General features: G+C 65.7%; 21 protein-coding genes and 1 tRNA gene. 6 read left to right on the top strand and 16 right to left on the bottom strand.

All coding sequences use genetic code 11. The features are described 5' to 3' along the window. Positions 1–111: 111 nt before the first annotated feature. Complete coding sequence (locus NS6_RS35245) at positions 112–282, bottom strand: hypothetical protein (protein ID WP_168443490.1); 171 nt, start codon at positions 280–282, stop codon at positions 112–114. Positions 283–425: 143 nt separating this feature from the next. Here NS6_RS35245 and NS6_RS23570 point away from each other — a divergent pair, with 143 nt between their 5' ends. The 3 genes from NS6_RS23570 to NS6_RS23580 all read left to right on the top strand — a co-directional run bounded on the left by NS6_RS23570 (position 426) and on the right by NS6_RS23580 (position 1,800). After that, positions 426–1,259, top strand: coding sequence for an alpha/beta fold hydrolase (locus NS6_RS23570; RefSeq protein WP_068045433.1), 834 nt, complete (start codon positions 426–428; stop codon positions 1,257–1,259). 143 nt (positions 1,260–1,402) lie between these two features. Then, positions 1,403–1,633 carry an MbtH family protein gene (locus NS6_RS23575; RefSeq protein ID WP_030522889.1) on the top strand — a complete coding sequence of 77 codons (231 nt, stop codon included), beginning with the start codon at positions 1,403–1,405 and terminating at the stop codon, positions 1,631–1,633. A gap of 92 nt (positions 1,634–1,725) precedes the next feature. Beyond that, positions 1,726–1,800, top strand: a tRNA-Thr gene (locus tag NS6_RS23580). Between the two features lie 64 nt (positions 1,801–1,864). On the opposite strand, the gene NS6_RS23585 is transcribed toward NS6_RS23580, so the two are convergent. From NS6_RS23585 to NS6_RS23640, 12 genes are all read right to left on the bottom strand, one after another. Continuing rightward, positions 1,865–2,386, bottom strand: coding sequence for a h domain protein (locus NS6_RS23585; RefSeq protein ID WP_068045435.1), 522 nt, complete (start codon positions 2,384–2,386; stop codon positions 1,865–1,867). Continuing rightward, on the bottom strand, positions 2,383–3,312 hold the full coding sequence (locus NS6_RS34190; RefSeq protein ID WP_084471345.1) for an Rv1363c family protein: 930 nt from the start codon (positions 3,310–3,312) through the stop codon (positions 2,383–2,385). Before NS6_RS34190 ends, NS6_RS23585 begins: the two co-directional genes overlap by 4 nt. Beyond that, on the bottom strand, positions 3,309–4,778 hold the full coding sequence (locus NS6_RS23595; RefSeq protein ID WP_068045439.1) for an MCE family protein: 1,470 nt from the start codon (positions 4,776–4,778) through the stop codon (positions 3,309–3,311). The genes NS6_RS34190 and NS6_RS23595 overlap by 4 nt, the downstream gene beginning before the upstream one ends. Next, positions 4,775–6,067, bottom strand: a complete 1,293-nt coding sequence (locus NS6_RS23600; protein WP_084471346.1) for an MCE family protein — start codon at positions 6,065–6,067, stop codon at positions 4,775–4,777. Before NS6_RS23600 ends, NS6_RS23595 begins: the two co-directional genes overlap by 4 nt. Further along, positions 6,067–7,386, bottom strand: a complete 1,320-nt coding sequence (locus tag NS6_RS23605) for an MCE family protein (protein WP_068045442.1) — start codon at positions 7,384–7,386, stop codon at positions 6,067–6,069. The genes NS6_RS23600 and NS6_RS23605 overlap by 1 nt, the downstream gene beginning before the upstream one ends. Further along, positions 7,383–8,444, bottom strand: a complete 1,062-nt coding sequence (locus NS6_RS23610) for an MCE family protein (protein WP_068045445.1) — start codon at positions 8,442–8,444, stop codon at positions 7,383–7,385. The genes NS6_RS23605 and NS6_RS23610 overlap by 4 nt, the downstream gene beginning before the upstream one ends. After that, positions 8,441–9,466: an MCE family protein gene (locus NS6_RS23615; protein ID WP_068045447.1), complete on the bottom strand. Its 1,026-nt coding sequence runs from the start codon at positions 9,464–9,466 to the stop codon at positions 8,441–8,443. Before NS6_RS23615 ends, NS6_RS23610 begins: the two co-directional genes overlap by 4 nt. Then, positions 9,463–10,596: an MCE family protein gene (locus NS6_RS23620; RefSeq protein ID WP_068045845.1), complete on the bottom strand. Its 1,134-nt coding sequence runs from the start codon at positions 10,594–10,596 to the stop codon at positions 9,463–9,465. The genes NS6_RS23615 and NS6_RS23620 overlap by 4 nt, the downstream gene beginning before the upstream one ends. 164 nt (positions 10,597–10,760) lie before the next feature. Beyond that, the gene (locus NS6_RS23625; RefSeq protein ID WP_068045450.1) at positions 10,761–11,618 is read right to left on the bottom strand and encodes an MlaE family ABC transporter permease; all 858 of its coding nucleotides are present in this window, start codon (positions 11,616–11,618) and stop codon (positions 10,761–10,763) included. A gap of 4 nt (positions 11,619–11,622) precedes the next feature. Then, positions 11,623–12,387 (bottom strand): MlaE family ABC transporter permease, encoded by a 765-nt coding sequence (locus NS6_RS23630; RefSeq protein WP_068045453.1) that lies wholly within the window; start codon positions 12,385–12,387, stop codon positions 11,623–11,625. 295 nt (positions 12,388–12,682) lie between these two features. Continuing rightward, positions 12,683–13,588, bottom strand: a complete 906-nt coding sequence (locus tag NS6_RS23635) for a 3-oxoacyl-ACP reductase (protein ID WP_084471347.1) — start codon at positions 13,586–13,588, stop codon at positions 12,683–12,685. Between the two features lie 44 nt (positions 13,589–13,632). After that, positions 13,633–13,821, bottom strand: coding sequence for a ferredoxin (locus NS6_RS23640; RefSeq protein WP_068045459.1), 189 nt, complete (start codon positions 13,819–13,821; stop codon positions 13,633–13,635). Between the two features lie 224 nt (positions 13,822–14,045). On the opposite strand from NS6_RS23640, the gene NS6_RS23645 reads away from it, so the two are divergent. Beyond that, positions 14,046–15,239, top strand: a complete 1,194-nt coding sequence (locus tag NS6_RS23645) for an acyl-CoA dehydrogenase family protein (RefSeq protein ID WP_068045462.1) — start codon at positions 14,046–14,048, stop codon at positions 15,237–15,239. A gap of 32 nt (positions 15,240–15,271) precedes the next feature. Further along, positions 15,272–16,378 carry an acyl-CoA dehydrogenase family protein gene (locus NS6_RS23650; RefSeq protein WP_068045465.1) on the top strand — a complete coding sequence of 369 codons (1,107 nt, stop codon included), beginning with the start codon at positions 15,272–15,274 and terminating at the stop codon, positions 16,376–16,378. Positions 16,379–17,170: 792 nt separating this feature from the next. Here the strand turns inward: NS6_RS23650 and NS6_RS23655 are convergent. Continuing rightward, on the bottom strand, positions 17,171–17,998 hold the full coding sequence (locus NS6_RS23655) for an SDR family NAD(P)-dependent oxidoreductase (protein ID WP_068045468.1): 828 nt from the start codon (positions 17,996–17,998) through the stop codon (positions 17,171–17,173). Between the two features lie 71 nt (positions 17,999–18,069). Between NS6_RS23655 and NS6_RS23660 the strand changes: the two genes are divergently transcribed. After that, positions 18,070–18,486 (top strand): winged helix-turn-helix transcriptional regulator, encoded by a 417-nt coding sequence (locus NS6_RS23660; protein WP_068045472.1) that lies wholly within the window; start codon positions 18,070–18,072, stop codon positions 18,484–18,486. A 123-nt stretch (positions 18,487–18,609) separates the two neighbouring features. Here NS6_RS23660 and NS6_RS23665 read toward each other — a convergent pair whose 3' ends face one another. After that, a complete protein-coding gene (locus NS6_RS23665; RefSeq protein ID WP_174552628.1) occupies positions 18,610–18,951 on the bottom strand; it encodes a type II toxin-antitoxin system death-on-curing family toxin in 342 nt (113 codons plus the stop codon). 26 nt (positions 18,952–18,977) lie between these two features. Then, a complete protein-coding gene (locus NS6_RS23670; RefSeq protein WP_174552625.1) occupies positions 18,978–19,175 on the bottom strand; it encodes a ribbon-helix-helix protein, CopG family in 198 nt (65 codons plus the stop codon). Positions 19,176–19,204 lie beyond the last annotated feature (29 nt).

Below are 19,204 nucleotides of genomic sequence, written 5' to 3' on the forward strand. Positions count from 1 at the left end.
TTGTGTGGATCCGCGGACGTCGCCGTTGGCGCCGGCGGCCCACATGACCGTCAGCGCCCGGAGGCGGTAGCTTGCGTGACCAGGCGCTCGGTCATGCGGATAAGGCTCAGCTTATTCGGTTCGACCGCCCGGGCCGATCCCCAACATCGACAGGAGCATCCGGCATTCATCGGCATCGGCGGCATACGCGGCCACTACCCGCTGCGCCTGACGAGCAGTCTCGTCGGCGAGGGGTTCCAGTTCGTCGTCGGCGATACCGTTGGCGCTGCTTTTCGCGGCCATCTCAATCCTCCCGGCAGGTGCGCTGCTATGTGAAATGTCAATGGTATCTGTCCCACGTAGCGGTCGCTGCGGCCGCGGTAACACAACGCCGTCCCGAGGGCTATACCGTGGGCACCGGAAACGATCAGGAAGGGGCCGTCAGCATGCCGTTGGCCACGGTGAATGGAATATCGCTCAACTATCAGGTCAAAGGAGACCGTTCCAAGGGCACCGATGTGAAAGGCGGCGGCCCGCTGGTCGTGCTGATCATGGGGACGGGCAGCCCGGGCCGCGTATGGGAGCTGCATCAGGTACCGGCTCTGGTCGCCGCCGGCTACCGGGTCTGCACATTCGACAACCGGGGCATCGCACCCTCCTATGAGGCCACCGACGGGATGACCCTCGCGGAAATGGTCGCCGATACGGCAGGGCTGATCGAGTTCCTGGACGAGGGCCCGGCGCTGGTGGCCGGTACTTCGATGGGTGCCCGGGTGGCGCAGGAACTCGCCCTGGCCCGGCCCGAACTGGTGCGTAAGGCTGTGTTCCTGGCCGGGCACGGCCGGCTGGACCAGTTCCAGAAGACCCTCTCACTGGGCGAACACGAACTCGACGCGAGCGAAGTGAAGCTGCCGGCGAAGTACGAGGCCGCCCTCACCGCGGTGATGAATCTTTCCCCCGCCACCATGGCCGACGCCAATGCGGCCCGCGACTGGCTGGATCTGTTCGAATTCACCGGCGGTCCGGCGACCCCCGGGGTCCGGGCCCAGCGCAGGATGGACCACGAATTCGATCGGGTGCACGCCTACCGGGCCATCCGGGTGCCGTGCCTGGCTGTGGGTTTCGCCGATGACCGGATGATTCCGCCGTACCTGTCGCGAGAGGTCGCCGAGGCCATTCCGGGCGGCCGCTACCAGGAGGTTCCGGATGCAGGCCATTACGGCTACCTGGAGCGACCCGATACAGTGAACAAGATCCTCCTGGAGTTCTTCGCTTCCTGAGGGGGAGCCCACAGTTAACGCCGGCCTTGCTAGGGTCGACACATCGTTGGGTTCGCGAAACGGCAGCCCGAGGTTCACCCTCACTGCCGTGCCGGACCCGGACAGATCCGTACACATACGCGCGAGCACCCCTGTGAGGTGAAATGAGCACCAACCCGTTCGACGACGAGGACGGCCGCTTCTTCGTTCTGGTCAACGACGAAGAACAGCATTCCCTGTGGCCGGCTTTCGCCGAGGTCCCGGCCGGCTGGCGCGTGGTCTTCGGTGAGGACAGCCGCGCGGCCTGCGTGGAGTACGTGGAGCAGAACTGGACCGATATGCGGCCCAAGAGCCTGCGCGACGCCATGGCGGCCGACGAAGCTGCCCGCAAGTAGCAGTTTCTGATCTGCTGAACGGACTACCGCTGCGCGGCACCGTAATCCGGTGTCGCGCAGCGGATGGCTCCGGGTATGATGGCTGCGCCCACGCCTCCTTAGCTCAGTGGTAGAGCACTCGCCTTGTAAGCGAAAGGTCGTCAGTTCAATCCTGACAGGGGGCTCCATACGAAAGGCCCCCACCGGTACCGGTGGGGGCCTTTCGTTTGCGTACGAGCGGGATGATCGCCGTCAGATCGGGGTAACCGAGGCGACGAGCCACTGGTTGTCGGTTTTGTCCAGGGCGACCCGGACGCGACTGCCGGTGGTGGTGCCCTGAGGAGCTTCCTTGCTGGTGGTGACCTGATTCAGGAACAGCAGTACCTCAGCGTGGGCCCGGTCGGCGGAGACCACGCCGCCGGCCTGGGTGGTGGCCTTGACGGTCAGTTCTTTCTCCTTGGCGCCCGGCACGATCGCCTTCTCGATGAGCTGGACGAAGTCGGCCCGGAAATCGGGGGCCAAGCTTTCGGCGGCCTTGGGCAGTTCCTTTTCCACCGTCTGGTGCTCATAGCTGAAGATGGCCGAGACCGTGCGGCCCGCGGCGGCGACGGCGTCGGTGCGCGACTGCTCCGATTGGCGGTAGTCCCAGTACCGGTAGCCGCCGATTCCGGCCACCACCGCAGCGGCGACGATCACCACCGCGGTGGCACCGAGCAGGATCTTGTTGCGCAGTTTCATGCCGGTCCTCTCGGCGGGGCGCTTTTCTTCGCTCATGCCACGAACTCCACGTTCGAGGCGGTCAGAGCGCCGTCGTCCGCACGTTGCACGGTCACCCGGAAGCGGTAGTGCCGCTGCTGTTCACCTTCGGCACCCGCATTGGTGAGGGTTTGTTTCGCGGCCACCAGAATCACCCCGGAGTTCTCGTCGTCGCGTTCCACGGCGGCCTCGACGACCTCGCCCGTGGACTGCACCTTCGCCTGTTTGACGATCTCGGTGAACGGGTCGATCCGGCCGTCGAACTCGGTTTTGAAGTCACCGGAGGCCATGGTGAGGATGCGGTCGATATCCTCCTTGGCCGTATCGGCCCGGATGGTGGTCAGGTTGAGGACCGTCTGACGCGCGGTTGCCACATATTCGGCCCGGCGTTCGTCACGCTGCTCAGTGGATTGGACAGCGATCATGGAGACCACCGCGGCACCGACCAGGCCGATCGCCAGCACGGCAGCGGCGGCGAGCGCGACGATCCGTTTCCACGAGCTCGAGCCGCCCTTCGTGGCGGATTCGGCGCCACCGGATTCGGTCGTGGCGGATTTATCCATCGAGACGACGGCCGCGGCGGTTTCTTCGTCACCGGAGGCCGATTTTCCGGCGGATTCCGCCGAGGTTCCGGTCTTGCCCAGTGCCACGGTTTCCGCCGCGGACTCGTTGATCCGCACGGTCGCGTCCGGGTCGACGGCGGCCGAATCGGCGGCTGTATCGATCCGTTCGGTGACATCCTCGGACTTCGCCGCAGTGACATCCACCGGCTTCTCCGCGACGGTATCCGCAGACCTACCCGTGGCGTCGCCGGCGGCCTTGTCCGCGGTGGCCCCGGGGGCCACCGACGCCTCGGTGAGCTGCTCGGTCGCATCCTCGACCGGTGGACCCGCCGTCCGGCTGGCCCGCCTACGGGTACGGCGGGGGTCCTTGGTCTCGCTCATTTCTGCTGCTCCTCGAACATTGCCTGCCAATCCGCGGGTACGGCGCCTGATCCGCCGGGTGCGATATCGCCCTGACGGTAGCTGCGACCGTCGGTGCCGGTATAGACCCCGGTGGCCGGATCGTACGAGAGAGCGGCGGCGGGGGTGCTTGCGCCCGAGAAACTAGCAGGTGCCGGGGGTACTCCCGCAACCCCGGGGCCCGTGTCGGGCGCAGCGGCCGGGGCGACACCGGGTGCGGGCTCGGCGGCCGGGGCTACCGGTTGCGGCGGCCCGAACGGCGGGTTCGTGCCCTCGGGAACGAACCCGGTGCGGCACAGTTCCGGGGTCGGTGCACGGCGGCCGGGGAATTCCATACACGGCGTGTTGCGGATACCGCGCACCGCGCTGATGTCGTTCTGCGGGGTCTTGCAGTACAGGCCCTCGGGTGTCGGAATCGTATCGACCTGGTCGGGGCCGCGGCGCTGATCGGGCGGCAGGAACCCGGTGGTACAGGCCGGTGGATCGTTGAGGACCGTCATGAAGTCGACGAGAGCGCCGTACTCCATGGGGCCGCGTACGGCCGTGAGCAGCGCGGCGATCAGCGGCGGGTACACCACCAGGATCTGTTCCAGGCCGGCATGGTAGGTAACACCGACCTGCCCCACACTCACCAGGTTGTTCATCAGCAGCGGCAGAGTCGGCCGCAGTTCGTCGAACTGCTGGGTGACCCGTTCCATCGCCGCGGGACCGTTGGCGAGAATACTGCGCAGAGCCGGGTCGTGGGCGCGCAACTGATCGGTGACGACCGCCAGGTCGCGGGTCCACGATCGGATCGCGGCATCCGAGTCGACCTGGGTGTCGAGCAGTGGGCCGATCTGTTCGATCAGCTGTTTGGTCGGCGCGACATTGTCGTTCGCCTCCTGCACCAGCAGGGCGGCGGAATCGAGGAACCGTTGCAGATCCGGCCCTGCGCCGTTGAACGCCCGGAACGCTTCGTCGATGACCTGGCGCAGCCGGGTGTCGGCGACGCTGGCCAGCAGCCGGTCGGCCTGGTCCAGCAGGGCGCCCACATCCTGGGGCAGTTCGGTGCGGTCCATGGGGATCACGCTGCCGTCGTACAGGTTGGCGTCCCCGGGCTGCTCCGGTGGTACCAGGTCGACATACTGCTCGCCGATCGCCGAAACACTGCGCACCAGCGCTTTGGAATCGGCCGGGATCTTGTAATCGCTGTCGACCGACAGCTGGGCTTCCACACCTTCGCTGGTGAGCCGGACCTCGCGGACCACACCGACGTTCGTCCCCCGGTAGGAGACGTTGGCGTTCTGGTAGAGCCCGCCGGTGGCGGCGAGTTGCAGGGTGACCCCGATACGCCCGATGCCGAGCATGGCGGGTACGCCCACGTAGGTACCGCCCATGACGGCCAGGCCGACCACCGTGAGGATGGAGAAGATGATCAGCTGGATGCGGACGAAACGGCTGAGCGTCACGGGCCCTCGCCCCCTTGCGGCTGCCCGGGCAGCGGCACTGTCAGCCCGGGAATGGCGGGCAGGCCGGGAATCGGCGGCAGCCCGGGAATGGTCGGTTGCGGCTGGTCGCTCGGCGGCGCGCCGGGAGGCGGCGCCAGCGGTGTCGTCAGCGGGTTGCCTTGTTCGCCGGCGGGTCCGGCCATCTGGCCGAGTGCGACTTCCACGCCGCCGAACGTGCCACCGAGCCCGGTACCGGTGAGGAAGTTGGAGTCGAGCCGCTTGGCGGTCATATCTATCGTCATGAACAGGTTCAAGTAGTCGCCCTTGATCGCGTTGCCGAGGTTCGTCAACGGGAACGGGAACGAGGCGATGATTTTCAGCGATTCGGTCAGGTCGGCGCCCGTATCGGCCAGCGTCTGCAGGACCGGGGCCAGGTTGGCCAGGTTTGCTTTGAGATCGTCACCGCTGTTGGTGATCAACCGGTTCACCACATCGCTGAGATCACCGAGCTTGGTGATGGTGGTGGTGATGTTCTGCCGGCGATCGGCCAGCACGGTCAGCGCGGGATGGATTTCCTCGATCGCCGCTTCCACCACGTCGGTCTGTTCGACGAACTGGCCGGAGAGCCGGTCCAGCCCGCTGATCGCGGAGATGATGTCGTCACGTTGCGCGTTCAGGTTGCCGATCAGATCGTTCATCTGCGGGAGCAGATCCCGGATCTCCTCCTCGTTGCCGACGAGGGCCGAGTTGAGTTCGCGGGTGATGTTCTCCAGCTGCGAGATACCGCCACCGTTCAGCACCACCGACAGCGACGACAGCACCTGTTCGGTGGTGGGGAAGACACCGGCCCGGTCCAGCGGGATCACATCACCGGCGGCGAGCCGGCCCTCGGGGGCGATATCGGCCGGTGGCGCCAGTTCCACATGGTTGCTGCCGAGCAGACTGGTCTGGCCGATCTTGGCCGTCGCGTTGGCGGGCAGCACCACATCGGGATTCAGCGAGACCGTCACCAGCGCGTGCCAGTCCTCGACCTCGATATCGGTGACCGCCCCGACCGAGACGTCGTCGACGCGCACCGGCGAATTGCGGGTCAGCGTGGTGACGTTCGGCATCTGGATCTGCACGGTGTACGAATCTTCGCCGGTACCTTCGGTGCCCGGCATCGGTAACGAGTTGAGCCCGTCGTACTGGCAGCCCGTCACCGGGAGGGCCAGTGCGAGCCCGACGGCGAGTGCGGCCGCCCGGCGCCGGAAACCCGGCGCGGGCAACTTCGGCCGGATGTCCGGTACCCGCAGCGCGAGTCGGCGCATCATCGTCCTCCTCCGGGCAGGCCGGGAATTTCGGGAAGCGGAATGCCCGGGATCGCCAGCCCCGCGACACCGGCCGGAACCGTGACGGGTGCGGGCGCGGGCGCCGCCGGGGGCCCCACCTTCTGCGGATCCACCTTGCCGGGCAGGTCCGGGGTGGTGTAGTCCAACTGGTCCGGGAACGCGGTGACACCGGTCGCGGGGTTGGCCATGATGGGCACATAGTTCATCGCCAGCGAACTGATCACCGGAGCGAGGAATTCGGCGCACAGGTCGGCACTGGTATCGGATTCGTGCTGTTCCACGGCCCGTACCGAACCGCACAGGAAGCTGATCGGATCGGCGGCATTGTTCAGCGAGATGGCGCCGGTCAGGGTGCCCTGGGCAGGCTTGTAGATCTGGTAGAAGTTCACCAGCGCGTTGGGCCCGGAATGCAGTGCCTGTTCCAGTTCCGGTCGTTTGTCGACCAGGATCTGGGTCACGTCGGCAAGGCGCTGGACGCCTTCGGTGAGTTCGGTTCCGCCGCCGTCCAGGAAGCGCTTCACATCGGCCAGCGCCAGGTCGAGGTTGTCCAGGCCGGCACCCAGATCCTCGGAGACTCCGGCGAGTACCGACGATACGGAGGCCAGCCGCCCGCCGAACTGGACGATCTGCTCGTTGCTCTTGGAGAGCACGTCCACGAATTTCTGCAGATTACGGATGGTGCCGAACAGGTCGGTGCGCCCGTCGGACAGAGTGGTCAGGGTGGCCGACAGTTCCCGCAGGGTGCTGCGGAATGCTTCGCCGTTACCGTCGAGGTTTTCTGCGGCGGTGTCCACGAAGCGGCCGAAGGAGCCCTGGGGGTCGTCGCCGACCGGGCCGAGCGCGGTGGAGAGTTTGTGGAGTTCGGTTTTGATGTCGTCCCATTCCACCGGGACGGCGGTCCGTTCGATGGGGATCTCCGCGCCGTCGCTCAGCGTGTCCCCACCGGTGTAGGCGGGGGCGACCTGGATGAAGCGGGCGGAGACCAGCGACGGCGCGATGATCACGGCCCGCGCGTCGGCGGGCAGGTCGACGCTGCCGTCGACCGTCATGGTCACCTTCACCTGCTCTTTACCGGGTTCGATGGAGTCGATCTTGCCGATGGGTACGCCCAGCACTCGCACATCGTCACCGGGGTAGATACCGGCGGTGGAGGTGAAGTACGCGGTGATCTCGTTTTTGGTGAGCTGGTTGTACGCCAGATAACCGCCGGTGGCGACCAGCGCGATCACCAGTACCCCGGCGACGATCCCTACCCATTTCTTCGGCAGTGCGCGAAGTGTGTCCTTGACCGTGCTCATCGAGGCGGCTCCTGTGCGGACGGGCCGATCTTGGGACCGGGTTCGAGCAGATAGGCGCGTAGCGATTCGGGCAGGTGCTGCGGCCAGACCAGCGCGTCCACCAGCGGGTGCAGGGTTTCACTGCTGGCGTTGACGACGTAGGCGTTGAAGTACGGCCCGCTGCCGACCTGTTCGCCCAGCGCCGCGGAGAACGGGCCGAGGCCGTCGAGAGCCTCGGTGATGTTGTCCCGGTTGCGCTCCAGCAGATCGAGCACCGAATTGAGTTTGTCCAGTGCCGGCTTCAACTGGGCTTCGTTGTCGTGGACGAGTCCGGACAGCTGCTGGGCCAGCGAATTGACGTAGGTGATCATCTGGCTGATCGCGGTGCGCCGCCGGTCCAGCTCGCCGAGCAACTGATTCCCGTCGACCAGTAGCGCATTGATCGAGTCGGCACGGTCGGCCAGGATCTTGGTGACGTTCTGCGCGCGGGAGAGAAGATCCGACAGTGCCTGGTCGCGGGCGTTGATGGTGCGCGACAGCGCCGTCACACCGTCCAGTGCCGAACGCAGCGGCGCCGGCGTATCGGCGAAGGCCGCCGACAGTTCGTCCAGTGTCTGGTTCACCTTCGGCAGATCCAGATCCTGCACCGTCTGACCGAGGTCGCCGAGCGCCTCGTTCAGTGAGTACGGCGAGGTGGTGCGCTCGACCGGAATGGTTTCGGTGACCGTCAGGGTCCCCTCGCCGTCCGGGTTCACTGCCAGCGATTTACGGCCCAGAACAGTATTGGTCTTGATGGCGGCTGAGGTCTTGTCACCCAGCGCGATCGAATCGTCGACGCTGAACCGGACGAGTACCTGGGCACCGTCGAGGCCTACGTCTTCGACCCGGCCGGATTTCACTCCGGCAACCTCCACGTCGTCACCCGTCACCAACCCGCCGGCGTCGGCGAAATACGCGGTGTACACGGCACCGCCGCGGATGAACGGAAGACGTTCGAACTGCAGCGCCGACAGTGCCACCGCGACCGCCAGTACCAATCCGACGACGCCGATTGTCACCGAGCGTGATTGCTCCTTCATTCGCTCGCACACCTTCCGGTCGTCTGTCCACCGGGCAGTTCGAGTAACAAGGGCTTACCGTCCGGGCCGTCGACCAGGAAGTTGGCCGCGCAAACATAGATGTTCAGGAACGAGCCGTAGGCGCCGATGCGGTTCAGCATCCGGTAGGCGCCCGGCAGTTCGTCGAGGACGTACTGCACAGTGTCCGAACCATTGTCGAGGTTGGTGGCCAACCGGCCGGTCTGGGCGATGGTCGCGGCCAGATCGGGACGGGCTTGCACCAGGAGATCGTTCGTCGCGCGCGTGGCATCGGCGATCCGCGGCAGCGCGGCGCCGATGGGGTCGCGGTCTTCGGCGAGACCACTGACCAGCCGGCGCAGTTCGTCGATCGTCGTGGCGAACTGGTCGCCCCGGTCGTCGAGGGTTTTCAGCACCGAGTTCAGGTTGTTGATCACGCTGCCGATGAGCGCGTCCCGGTCGGCGAGAGTTTTGGTGAACGAGCCGCTGCTGTTGAGCAGTTCGACGAGGGTGCCACCCTGTCCCTGGAAGATCTGCAGCAGCGCGTTGGTGAGGTCGTTGACCTGCGCCGGATCCAGTCCGCGCAGCAGTGGTTTGAACCCACCCAGCAGCAGGTCGAGGTCGAGGGCGGGCGCGGTTTTGTCCAGGCCGATGGTGCCGCCCTTGTGCAGGGTGGTCGCCTCCCCCGGGCCTTCCAGCAGTTCCAGGTAGCGGTCGCCGACCAGGTTCTCGTAGCGGATGGTGGCCTTGGTGCTGGTGAGCAGCTGGTACTTGGTGTCGACATCGAATTCCACGTGCGCGTGGTAATTGTCGTCGACCTTCACCGACGAGACCGATCCGACCGGTACCCCGGCAATGCGCACTTTGTCCCCGGGCAGCATGCCCGAGGCGCTGGTGAAGACGGCGTCGTAACCGTTCTGGCTGGAGAAGCGCACTTGGGAGAAGACAATCGCCAAACCGGCGAAGACGAGTGTCATCACCAGGGTGAAGATGGCGAGTTTGACTGTGGTTGCGGTGTTTTTCATGGCCGTCCCACCCCCGGGAGTCCGCCGAACAGGACCTGGAAAACCGTGGGAGCGTTGAGATTCAGCTTGGTGGAGGGAATGTAGGGATGCCCTTCGGAGGTATCGGTGACGACATAGTCGGCATTGCTGCCCGGCACGCGGTCGGTTGTCCCGGCGCACCGCGGTCCGCCCGTGGCATTCACCTTGGGCAGGTCGTTCGGGTAGGTGTAGCCGGGCGTGCCGTACATGAAACCGGTGTTCAGGGCCACGCCCTCCTGTCCGCCGCCGAAGATCTGCTCACCCACCGGCATCGCCTTGGCCGCGCCACCGATGAGGCAGGCCAGCGCGGGCTTGTACTCGTTGAGCAGTTCCGTGGTCGGGCGCAGCAACTCCAGGGCGGTGTCGAGTTGCGCCTCGTTCTCGTGCAGGACCGCGCCGGTGGTGTCGGCGAGGCCGGTGAGATTCGCCAGCAAGGAGTCGACATCCGATTCGGCTTCGGTGATGGTGCGGCCGCTGACCGTGACATTGTCGACGGTCCGCAGCAGATCCCCGGAGACGTCCGCGTACAGGTTGCCCACCGCCGCGGTGGCCTGGAAATCGCGCTGCAAGGTCGGCAGCATGGGGTTGATCTCGCCGAGATAGGCGTTGCCGTTCACCAGCAGCTCGCCGAGGGATTCACCGCGGCCCTGCAACGCTGTACCCAGCGCGGTGAGCGTGGCGCTCAGTTTCTCCGGTTCCACCTGTGCCAGGACATCGCTGAGATGCTGGAATATCGTGTTGAACTCGACGGTGACCTTGTCGGTCGCCAGCCGGGCACCCGGTTGCAACGATTGTTCCTGCGGCTCCTGCGGGATCACGAAGTTGATGTATTTTGCACCGAACACCGTGGTCGAGCGGATATCGACGGTGGCATTGGCGGGAACCAGACTCAGTTTGTCGGGGTCCAGGGCCAAGCGCAGGTCGGTACCGCCGTCGGTGGTTTCCAGCGCGGCGACTCGGCCGATCTGCACACCGCGCACCTTGACCTTGGCGTCCGGGTCCAGTACCAGACCACTGCGCGGTGCCGCCACGGTGACGGTGACGCTGGGCGTGAAGCCGCCGAAGAACATCGTCAGTGAGACGAACACCGCCGCCACCAGGGCGAGGATCATGGCTCCGCCGGCCAGCTTGAACCCGAACTTCTTCTGGAAGCCGGCCCAGCCGCTCACCGGGCGCAGCGCCGCCGCGGGCTCACCGGGATCCTGGAGACCGTTCGTGGCGCCGGGATTGTGCCCTGGTTGTTTGCTGTCCGATCGCATCATTTCAGTCATGGCGCCTATCCGGAAAGGTTGAAGTTGCCGGAGGTGCCGTAGAGGGCCAGGGAGATCAGCAGGGTCACCGAGACGACCGCGACCAGCGAGGTACGGACCGCATTACCCACGGCGATACCGACCCCGACCGGGCCGCCCTTCGCTGTGAAGCCGTAATACGTATGGATCATCATCACCGCCAACGCCATGACAATGGCCTGAACGAACGACCACAGAATGTCGCTCGGGATGAGAAATGTGGAGAAATAGTGGTCGTACACGCCGGCCGACTGCCCATAGATGACGACGGTGGCGAACCGGCTGGCGATGAAGGAGGCGATCACGGCCAGCGAATACAGCGGCACGATCGCGATCATCCCGGCCAGTACCCGGGTGCCCACCAGGTACGGCATCGGCCGGATCGCCATGGATTCGAGCGCATCGATCTCTTCGGCGACCCGCATCGCGCCCAATTGCGCGGTGGAACCCGCGCCGATGGTCGCGGCGAGGCCGATTCCGGAGATGACCGGTGCCGCGATGCGGACATTGAGGAATGCCGCGAAGAAGCCGGTCAGTGCCTCGACGCCGATATTGCCGAGGGAGCTGTAGCCCTGGACAGCGATGGTGGCGCCGGAGAACAGGGTCAGGAAGCCGACGATCACCACGGTCCCGCCGATGACCGCCAAGGCACCCGTACCCATGCTGATCTCGGCGATGAGGCGGATGGTTTCGGTGCGGTAGTGCGTCAGCGCGCGCGGCATGGAGCCGACCGCCCGGCCGTAGAACACGGCCTGCTTACCGAGCTCGTCGAACGAATTCGAGAATCTGCGGACGCGCCGGGTAACCCTGGGGAAGCGGGATTGAATGATCACCGATGCCGACATCGCGTCACCGCACCGAGAATTTGAGACCGACCGCCGTAACCACGACGTTCACCACGAACAGCGCCATGAAGGCGAAAACCACTGTCTGGTTCACCGCATCACCGACACTTTTGGGACCACCTTTGACATTCAAACCCAGGTAGCAGGCCACCAATCCGGCGATCAGGCCGAACAGACCGGCCTTGACCTCGGAAATGATCAACTCCGGAAGATTTGTCAACAGCGTGATGCCGTTGACGAATGCACCCGGGTTCACGTCCTGCAAATGAACCGAGAAAAGGAAGCCACCGACGATGCCGATGGTGCATACCAGGCCGTTCAGCATCAGGGCCACGAACATCGAGGCCAGCACCCGGGGCACCACCAGCCGGTGGATGGGATCGATACCGAGCACCTTCATGGCGTCGATTTCTTCCCGGATGGTGCGGGCGCCGAGATCCGCACAGATAGCGGTCGCGCCGGCACCGGCGACGATGAGCACCGTGACGATCGGTCCGACCTGGGTCACCGCACCGAAAGCGGCGCCGGCGCCGCTGAGGTCCGCGGCGCCGATTTCGCGTAGCAGAATATTCAGAACGAATACGACCAGCACGGTGAACGGTATGGCGACCAGGATGGTCGGCAGGATCGATACTCGCGCCACGAACCACGACTGATCGATGAATTCGCGTAACTGGAAAGGACGTCGCAAACTCGCGCGGGCCACCGCCGCGGTGAGTTCGAAAAATCCGCCGACGGCCCGCAATGGGACGGCAAGGACGTTGTTCACTGTGGATCCTCCTTGCCTGACTGGTCCCGCTGGCGGCCGATGGGGCTACACCCCGGGACACGCCCCGCTAAGTAGAACACGTTCATTTCCTATTTGGGGCCATTTTGAGGCTTGTGAACTGTTGACTTGTTGCAATCTCAGACAGCTGGACTGGAACAGGTTTCATACGCCTTGGGCATCATTGTGTGAAGCCGGGCACAGTACGACCCATTGTTTACCAATGACTGGACGGTTGTACAACTCTGACCGTCCGGGTCGCGCGGAAAGTTGCGTAACCCGGCTCGGCAGAATCGGCTCAACCGAGCTCGTGCAGCGCCGTTGCAGAGAAGGTACGGCCTTCGTCGCGCCCGGCGAAGTAACCGGTCAGCGTGGTGGCCAGATCGTCATCAGACCATTGCGCACCCGCCGCATCGAAGCGCTGCTCGACCTCCGGCGCCGCCATCAACGCAACCATCGGCCCGTAGACCACGAAAACTTGCCCGTTCACCCGCTCGGCGGCCGGGGAAGCGAGGTAGGCCACCAGGCGCGCCACATGCTCGGGCGACAGCGGATCCACCTCGTCCTCGGGCGCCGCACTGAAGACCTGCTCGGTCATGGCAGTACGCGCGCGCGGGCAGATCGCGTTCGCGCGCACACCCACGCGCTCCAGCGCCCGGGAGGCGGACAATGTCAGCGCGGTGATCCCGGCCTTGGCGGCCGCGTAATTGGCCTGCCCCGCCGGCCCGAGGAGTCCCGCTTCGGAAGAGGTGTTGACGATCCGGCCGTATACCGGGGCGCCGGCCTCCTTGGACCGGGCCCTCCAGTAGGCGCCCGCATTGCGGGTCAACAGGAAATGCCCGCGCAGATGCACCGCCAGGACCGCGTCCCAGTCGTCGTCGGACAGGTTGAACAGCATCTTGTCGCGGGTGATGCCCGCATTGTTGACCACGATGTCCAGGCCGCCGAAGGATTCCTCGGCGGCGGCGATCAACGCGTCGGCGGTGGACCGCTCGGCGACACTGCCTGCGACGAACTCCGCTTTGGCACCGAGGGCCCGGATCTGCTCCAGCGTCTCGGTAACGGCGTCGGACTCGGCGAGGTCGTTGACCACCACCGAGGCCCCGGCTCCGGCCAGAGCGAGCGCTTCGGCCTTCCCCAGGCCCGCACCCGCTCCGGTCACGATCGCAACTCGCCCGGCAAGGCTGGTATCTGTATCGCTCACCGGGCCGACTCTAGAACGTGTTCTTATTCACGGCAAGAGCAGATTCACAGCAAACGCAAAGCCGCTTTCGGACATTGCGCAACCGCATCCGCGACTGCCGACTCCTGCTCGGGCGCCACCTCGCCCTCGGCGACGTGCAGCATGTCCTCGTCGTCGAGTTCAAAGACGTCGGGAGCGATTCCCGCGCAGATTCCGTTTGCTTCGCACTGGTCGAAGTCAACGCTGACCTTCATCGAAACTCCTTTTCCCGCCCGATGGCGCAAGCCTAACAAGCAGGGCTCGCGCGGGCGGGCTACATGGGCTGATTACCTTTCAATACTGGAACATGTTTCAGTGCATATGCAATGATCGGAGCCAGGTATCGGAGATCCATTCCACGCTCTGCGAGGCCGAGCGCGGCACGATCCCACCTCCAGGCACATCTCCAACCCGCAAAACGAAGGCTCGAGGTACCGCCATGCGCATTGCGTATACCCCGGAACACGACCAGCTACGCGCCGAGTTGCGCGATTACTTCGCGCGCCTGATCACCCCGGAACGGCGGGCCGCGCTCAGCGCGCAGACCGGCGAGTACGGAGAAGGCAATGTGTACCGCGAGGTCGTCGCCGAGATGGGCCGCGACGGCTGGCTCGCGCTGGGCTGGCCCGAGGAGTACGGCGGCCAGAACCGGCCCATGCTGGACCAGCTGATCTTCACCGACGAGGCCGCCATCGCCGGCGCCCCGGTACCGTTCCTGACCATCAACTCGGTCGCGCCGACGATCATGCACTACGGCAGCGAGGAACAGAAGAAATTCTTCCTCCCCAAGATCGCCGCCGGTGAACTGCACTTCGCCATCGGTTACTCCGAACCCGGCGCCGGCACCGACCTGGCCTCGCTACGCACCACCGCCGTCCGCGACGGCGACGACTACGTGATCAACGGCCAGAAGATGTGGACCAGCCTCATCGCCTACGCCGACTACGTCTGGCTGGCCGTGCGCACCGACCCCGCCGCCAAGAAGCACAAGGGCATCAGCATGCTGATCGTGCCCACCACCGCCGAAGGTTTCTCCTGGACCCCGGTGCACACCATGGCCGGCCCCGATACCAGCGCCACCTACTACCAGGATGTGCGCGTCCCGGTGACGTCCCTCGTCGGCCCGGAAAACGGCGGCTGGCCGCTGGTCACCAACCAGCTCAACCACGAACGGGTCGCATTGACCTCCGCCGCGGCCCTGCAACTGGCGTTGGCACAGACGACCGCGTGGGCGAAGGAGACGAAGGCAGCAGACGGATCGCGGGTGTTCGACCGCGAATGGGTCCAACTGAACCTGGCCCGCGTGCACGCCAAGGTGGAATACCTCAAACTCATGAACTGGGAGATCGCCAGCCGGGCCGATGCCGGCGGCGACGCCGCACCCCGGCCGTGGGACGCCTCGGCCTGCAAGGTGTACGGCACCGAACTGTCCACCGAGGCCTACCGGCTGCTCATGGAGGTGCTCGGCCCCCAGGCGTCGCTGCGCCAGGACTCCCCCGGATCGGTACTGCGCGGCCGGTTGGAGCGGATGCACCGCTCCGCCCTGATCCTCACCTTCGGCGGCGGAACCAACGAGGTACAGCGCGACATCATCGCCATGACCGCGCTGAAGCAGCCTGCCTCCGCCCGCTGACCTCGCCCGATTCCAGAAGTAGGTAGTTCACCATGGATTTCACTCCCACCGAAGCCCAGCTGGACCTGGCCCGGCTCACCGGCGAGGTCTGCGAGAAACTGGTCACCGCCGACCGGCTGCGCGAACTGGACGGCGGCACCGCCAAATTCGACGAACCGCTGTGGAAATCGCTCGCCGAGACCGGCGTGCTCGCGGCCGCGCTGCCCGAGGAAATCGGCGGCAGTGGTTTCGGCACGCTCGAACAGACCGCGATCCTGCGCGAACTCGGTAAGGCCGTGGCGGCCGTCCCCTACCTGTGGTCGATCGTTCTCGGCGCGGGCGCACTTGCCCGGTTCGGCTCCGCGCCGCAGCGCGAACTCGCCGCCGCGGCCGCCGCCGGCACATCGATTCTCACCGCCGCTGTGGCCGAGGAACACAACTGGGATCCGGCCCGGCCCAGCACCACGGCCGCCGAATCCGGCGGCAACTGGCAGGTGACCGGTGTGAAGACCACCGTCCCCGTCGCCGATCGCGCCGCGCGGATCCTGGTGCCCGCCTCGGTATCGGGCCGGCCGGCCGTTTTCCTGGTCGATCCGGCCCATGAATCCGTTACAGTCACCGCGCAACAGGTCACCGACCGCAGTGCCGAATCACTGGTCGAATTCGCCGGCTCCCCCGCGGAACTGCTCGGCACCGTCGCCGACGGCGCACAGATCCTGGCCTGGCTACTCGACCGCGCCTGGCTCGGCCTGGCCGCCCAGCAGCTGGGGACCCTCGAACGCTCCCTGGAACTGGTCGCCGGGTACGCCCGCGAACGCGAGCAGTTCGGCCGCGCCGTCGGCAGCTTCCAGGCCGTGGCCCAGCGCCTCTCCGACGGCTACATCAGCGTCCAGGGCCTGCGGCTCACCACCACTCAGGCGGCCTGGCAGCTCAGCGAAGACCTCGATGCCACCGGCGCGATCCACACCGCGAAATTCTGGGCGGCCGAGGCCGGTCACCAGGTGGCGCACACGCTGGTCCATGTACACGGCGGGGTCGGGATCGACCGCGACCACATCGCGCACAACTACTTCACCGCCGCCAAACACAACGAATTCGCTCTCGGCGGAGCAACGAACCATCTGCTCCCGCTGGCCCGGTTCGTTCCCGAATCCGCTTAGTGCCCGCGGGCTGGTCAGCGGAGTTGCGGCTGACCAGCCCGGGGCATCCCAACGGGTCGGCGGCGCGAACTTGCTGCTCGCATTCGGTGATGCGACCATCCGGGAAGGTCACGGCGGAGGCCTCGTATGTGTGGTCGATACCGAGCACGAGATAGCCACGGCCGGCGAGTTCCTCGGCAAGGCCGGTGAGCGATGCACGCGGCATGCTGAAACCGGGCGAAAGCACAACCGTGGGCAGCGGGTGCCCCGCTCTCGGCGCGTCGACATAGGCGTGCATTCGGATCTTGCTGAGCGAGTCCGGCGCGAAACCCGCCAAGCCGAGCGACGCGAGGATGAGCGCCGACTCCTCGGGCGTGGCATAGGCGTCCGGCCGGCCGAGCGGTGCCAATGCGGGATACCAGGCGGAGACCATCAACTCGCGGTCGCGGTCCGGAACCCACGGATCGGGCCGATCGTCGACCAGGTGGAAGTCTGGACCCCGACGGGGAACGGGCCGGTCGGGGGCGGCAGCGCCACACCGAGCCCGGGACCGATGAATCGGACAGCCGAACGCGGAACACCGGCCCCCTGCGGCACCGTACTCGCACCGCGCGGCGTCGCGTCGCAATCAGCACGAGCGGCCCCGGCTATACCGCGGACTGCCAGACCTTCGCCCGAGTCCCGGGCGAAGCCACGAGTGAGTCCCGCGCGATGCGAGCAGAGTGGCAACAGGCAGCATCCAGCCCCCGGTGACACTCCGGAGCGCGGCGGTTGGCGGACCGCGTGATCACCTCCAGGGCATCCGGCAATCCTTCATGCCTGCGCTGCCAGCAGCTCTTCGGTGAGCCGGGAAAGGCGGTCGGCTGCACCCGGGTCGAGGGTGGGCAGCGACAGTTCCAGGGAGCGGCCGCGATCGATTGCGCGGAGCGGGGTCGCGGCCGGCGTATCGACGAAATCGTGGATCGGGTGAATCGCGGTGCGTACGGGCCGGGCGGCGAGCGCGGCGAGCGTTCTGATGGCCGTCCTGGCGACCGGATTCAGTGGTGAGAGGTCGCCGCTGCGAGTGAATCCAGGGTGGTAGAGGACGTATCCGATCTTCCCGCCGTATCGTCCGGCGAACGAAACTCCCAACAGGTCGTTCGCCCGCCCGGCTTGCAATTGGGCACGGACCACGCTGTAGCCGTGCGTGAGATGCGGATCGTCCCAGGTCACCGCACCTTTCCGAACACCGACTCCGGCAATGTTCACGATCACCGGCTGGGCACTGCGCTCGAGCAGCGGAACCAACCCGTAAGAGAGCAGATACCGGCTGAGGTAGTACAGCGCGAAGGTGCGCTCGAATCCCTCCTCGGTCTGGATGCGCTTCGGTGAAGTCCGGTTCGCGAACAGCAGCAGCGCATCGACTGCCTGGTACTCCGACTCTATTTCGGCGACGACTTTTCGCGTCTCCGCCACCGAACTCAGATCCGCCCGCAGAAAGCGCGCACGGTCCGCGTCGGGCCCGGCGGCAGCAAGCAACGAATCACCCTTGGCAGCGTTGCTGCCGATCACCACGACCCGATCGCCCCGAGCGAGCCGCTCCAGCGCGAACGCGCGCCCCATACCATCGGTACCACCACTGATAACAATAGTTTTCGTCATTGCACCTCCATCGGTCCACCTGTCGATCCCATCCTCGACAACGGCTACCGACCCCGGAAGAAGGCACTTCTATGTTCCCCACCCCAGCGCAGACCCCCTCCTTCGTCACGGCGGAACTCCCCGCGACCGTCCCCAGCGCCGACTATCAGGCCTGCCCGGTCACCGATATCGTCCGACTCCTCGGCGATAAATGGACCCTGCTGGTGATCGCCCGACTGGCCCGCCGCCCTTACCACTACAACGAACTACACCGCTCGATCGAAAACATCAGCCGCCGCATGCTGACCCGGACCCTGCGCACCCTGGAAGCCGACGGCCTCGTCGACCGGATGACCTACCCGACCGTCCCACCAACGGTCCGATACAGCCTCACACCCCTGGGCGAAACCCTCCTCGATCCACTCTCGGCCATCGCCGGCTGGGCAGTGAATCATGCGGGCGATATCGCCGCCGCCCGACTGGCGCACACCGGAGCGGCCGCGCGGTGATACTGAACAGCACAGAGGTCGAAGGTATGAGTACCGACGAGATCATGGAATTGCTTCGCGGCGACCGACCTGAGCGATGAACCACAGTCCGAGCTCCTGCCGCGCCGATTCGAAACCTTAGAGTTACTGCTCGAACCTCGTCAGCTGCTCGGTGATCTTCGGCAGATCGAGCTGGCCTTGGGCAACGGCCAATACGAACCGTTCGGCTTCGTCCACATCGAAGTTCCTGGCCAGCGGATGCCCGTTCATATGCAGGAACACCCATGTCGCGTACCAAGCCAACCGCTTGTTCCCATCGATCATCGCGTGGTTCCGCGCAATCGACTCCATCAGTGCAGCGGCCTTCTGCCATAGATCCGGGTACGCATCCTGGCCGAAAACGCTCGCTTGCGGCCGCGCCAGTGCCGACTCCAACAGCCCGTAGTCGCGTACCTCCGGTGTCCCGAGACGGTCGGCAAGATTCATCAACTCGACAAGCGTGACGTACTTGATCAAGCGAGTCTCCGGTTCAGCTCTTCACTGGCCGCCAGCACATGATCGGCAGCCTCGTTGAACAAGCGCGAATGCTCGTTTATCGCGGTGATCACTGCGTCGTGCGCGAACTGCTGCATGCTCCTCCCCTCCCGTTCGGCCCGCTCTCGTAGGGCTTCCAGTTCCTCGTCGCTGAACCTGACATTCAAACCGGCCATACCGGACGGTACCATGCGGTACCATCAGA

This window comes from Nocardia speluncae NBRC 108251 (assembly GCF_001613245.1).
Taxonomy (GTDB): Bacteria; Actinomycetota; Actinomycetes; order Mycobacteriales; family Mycobacteriaceae; genus Nocardia; species Nocardia speluncae.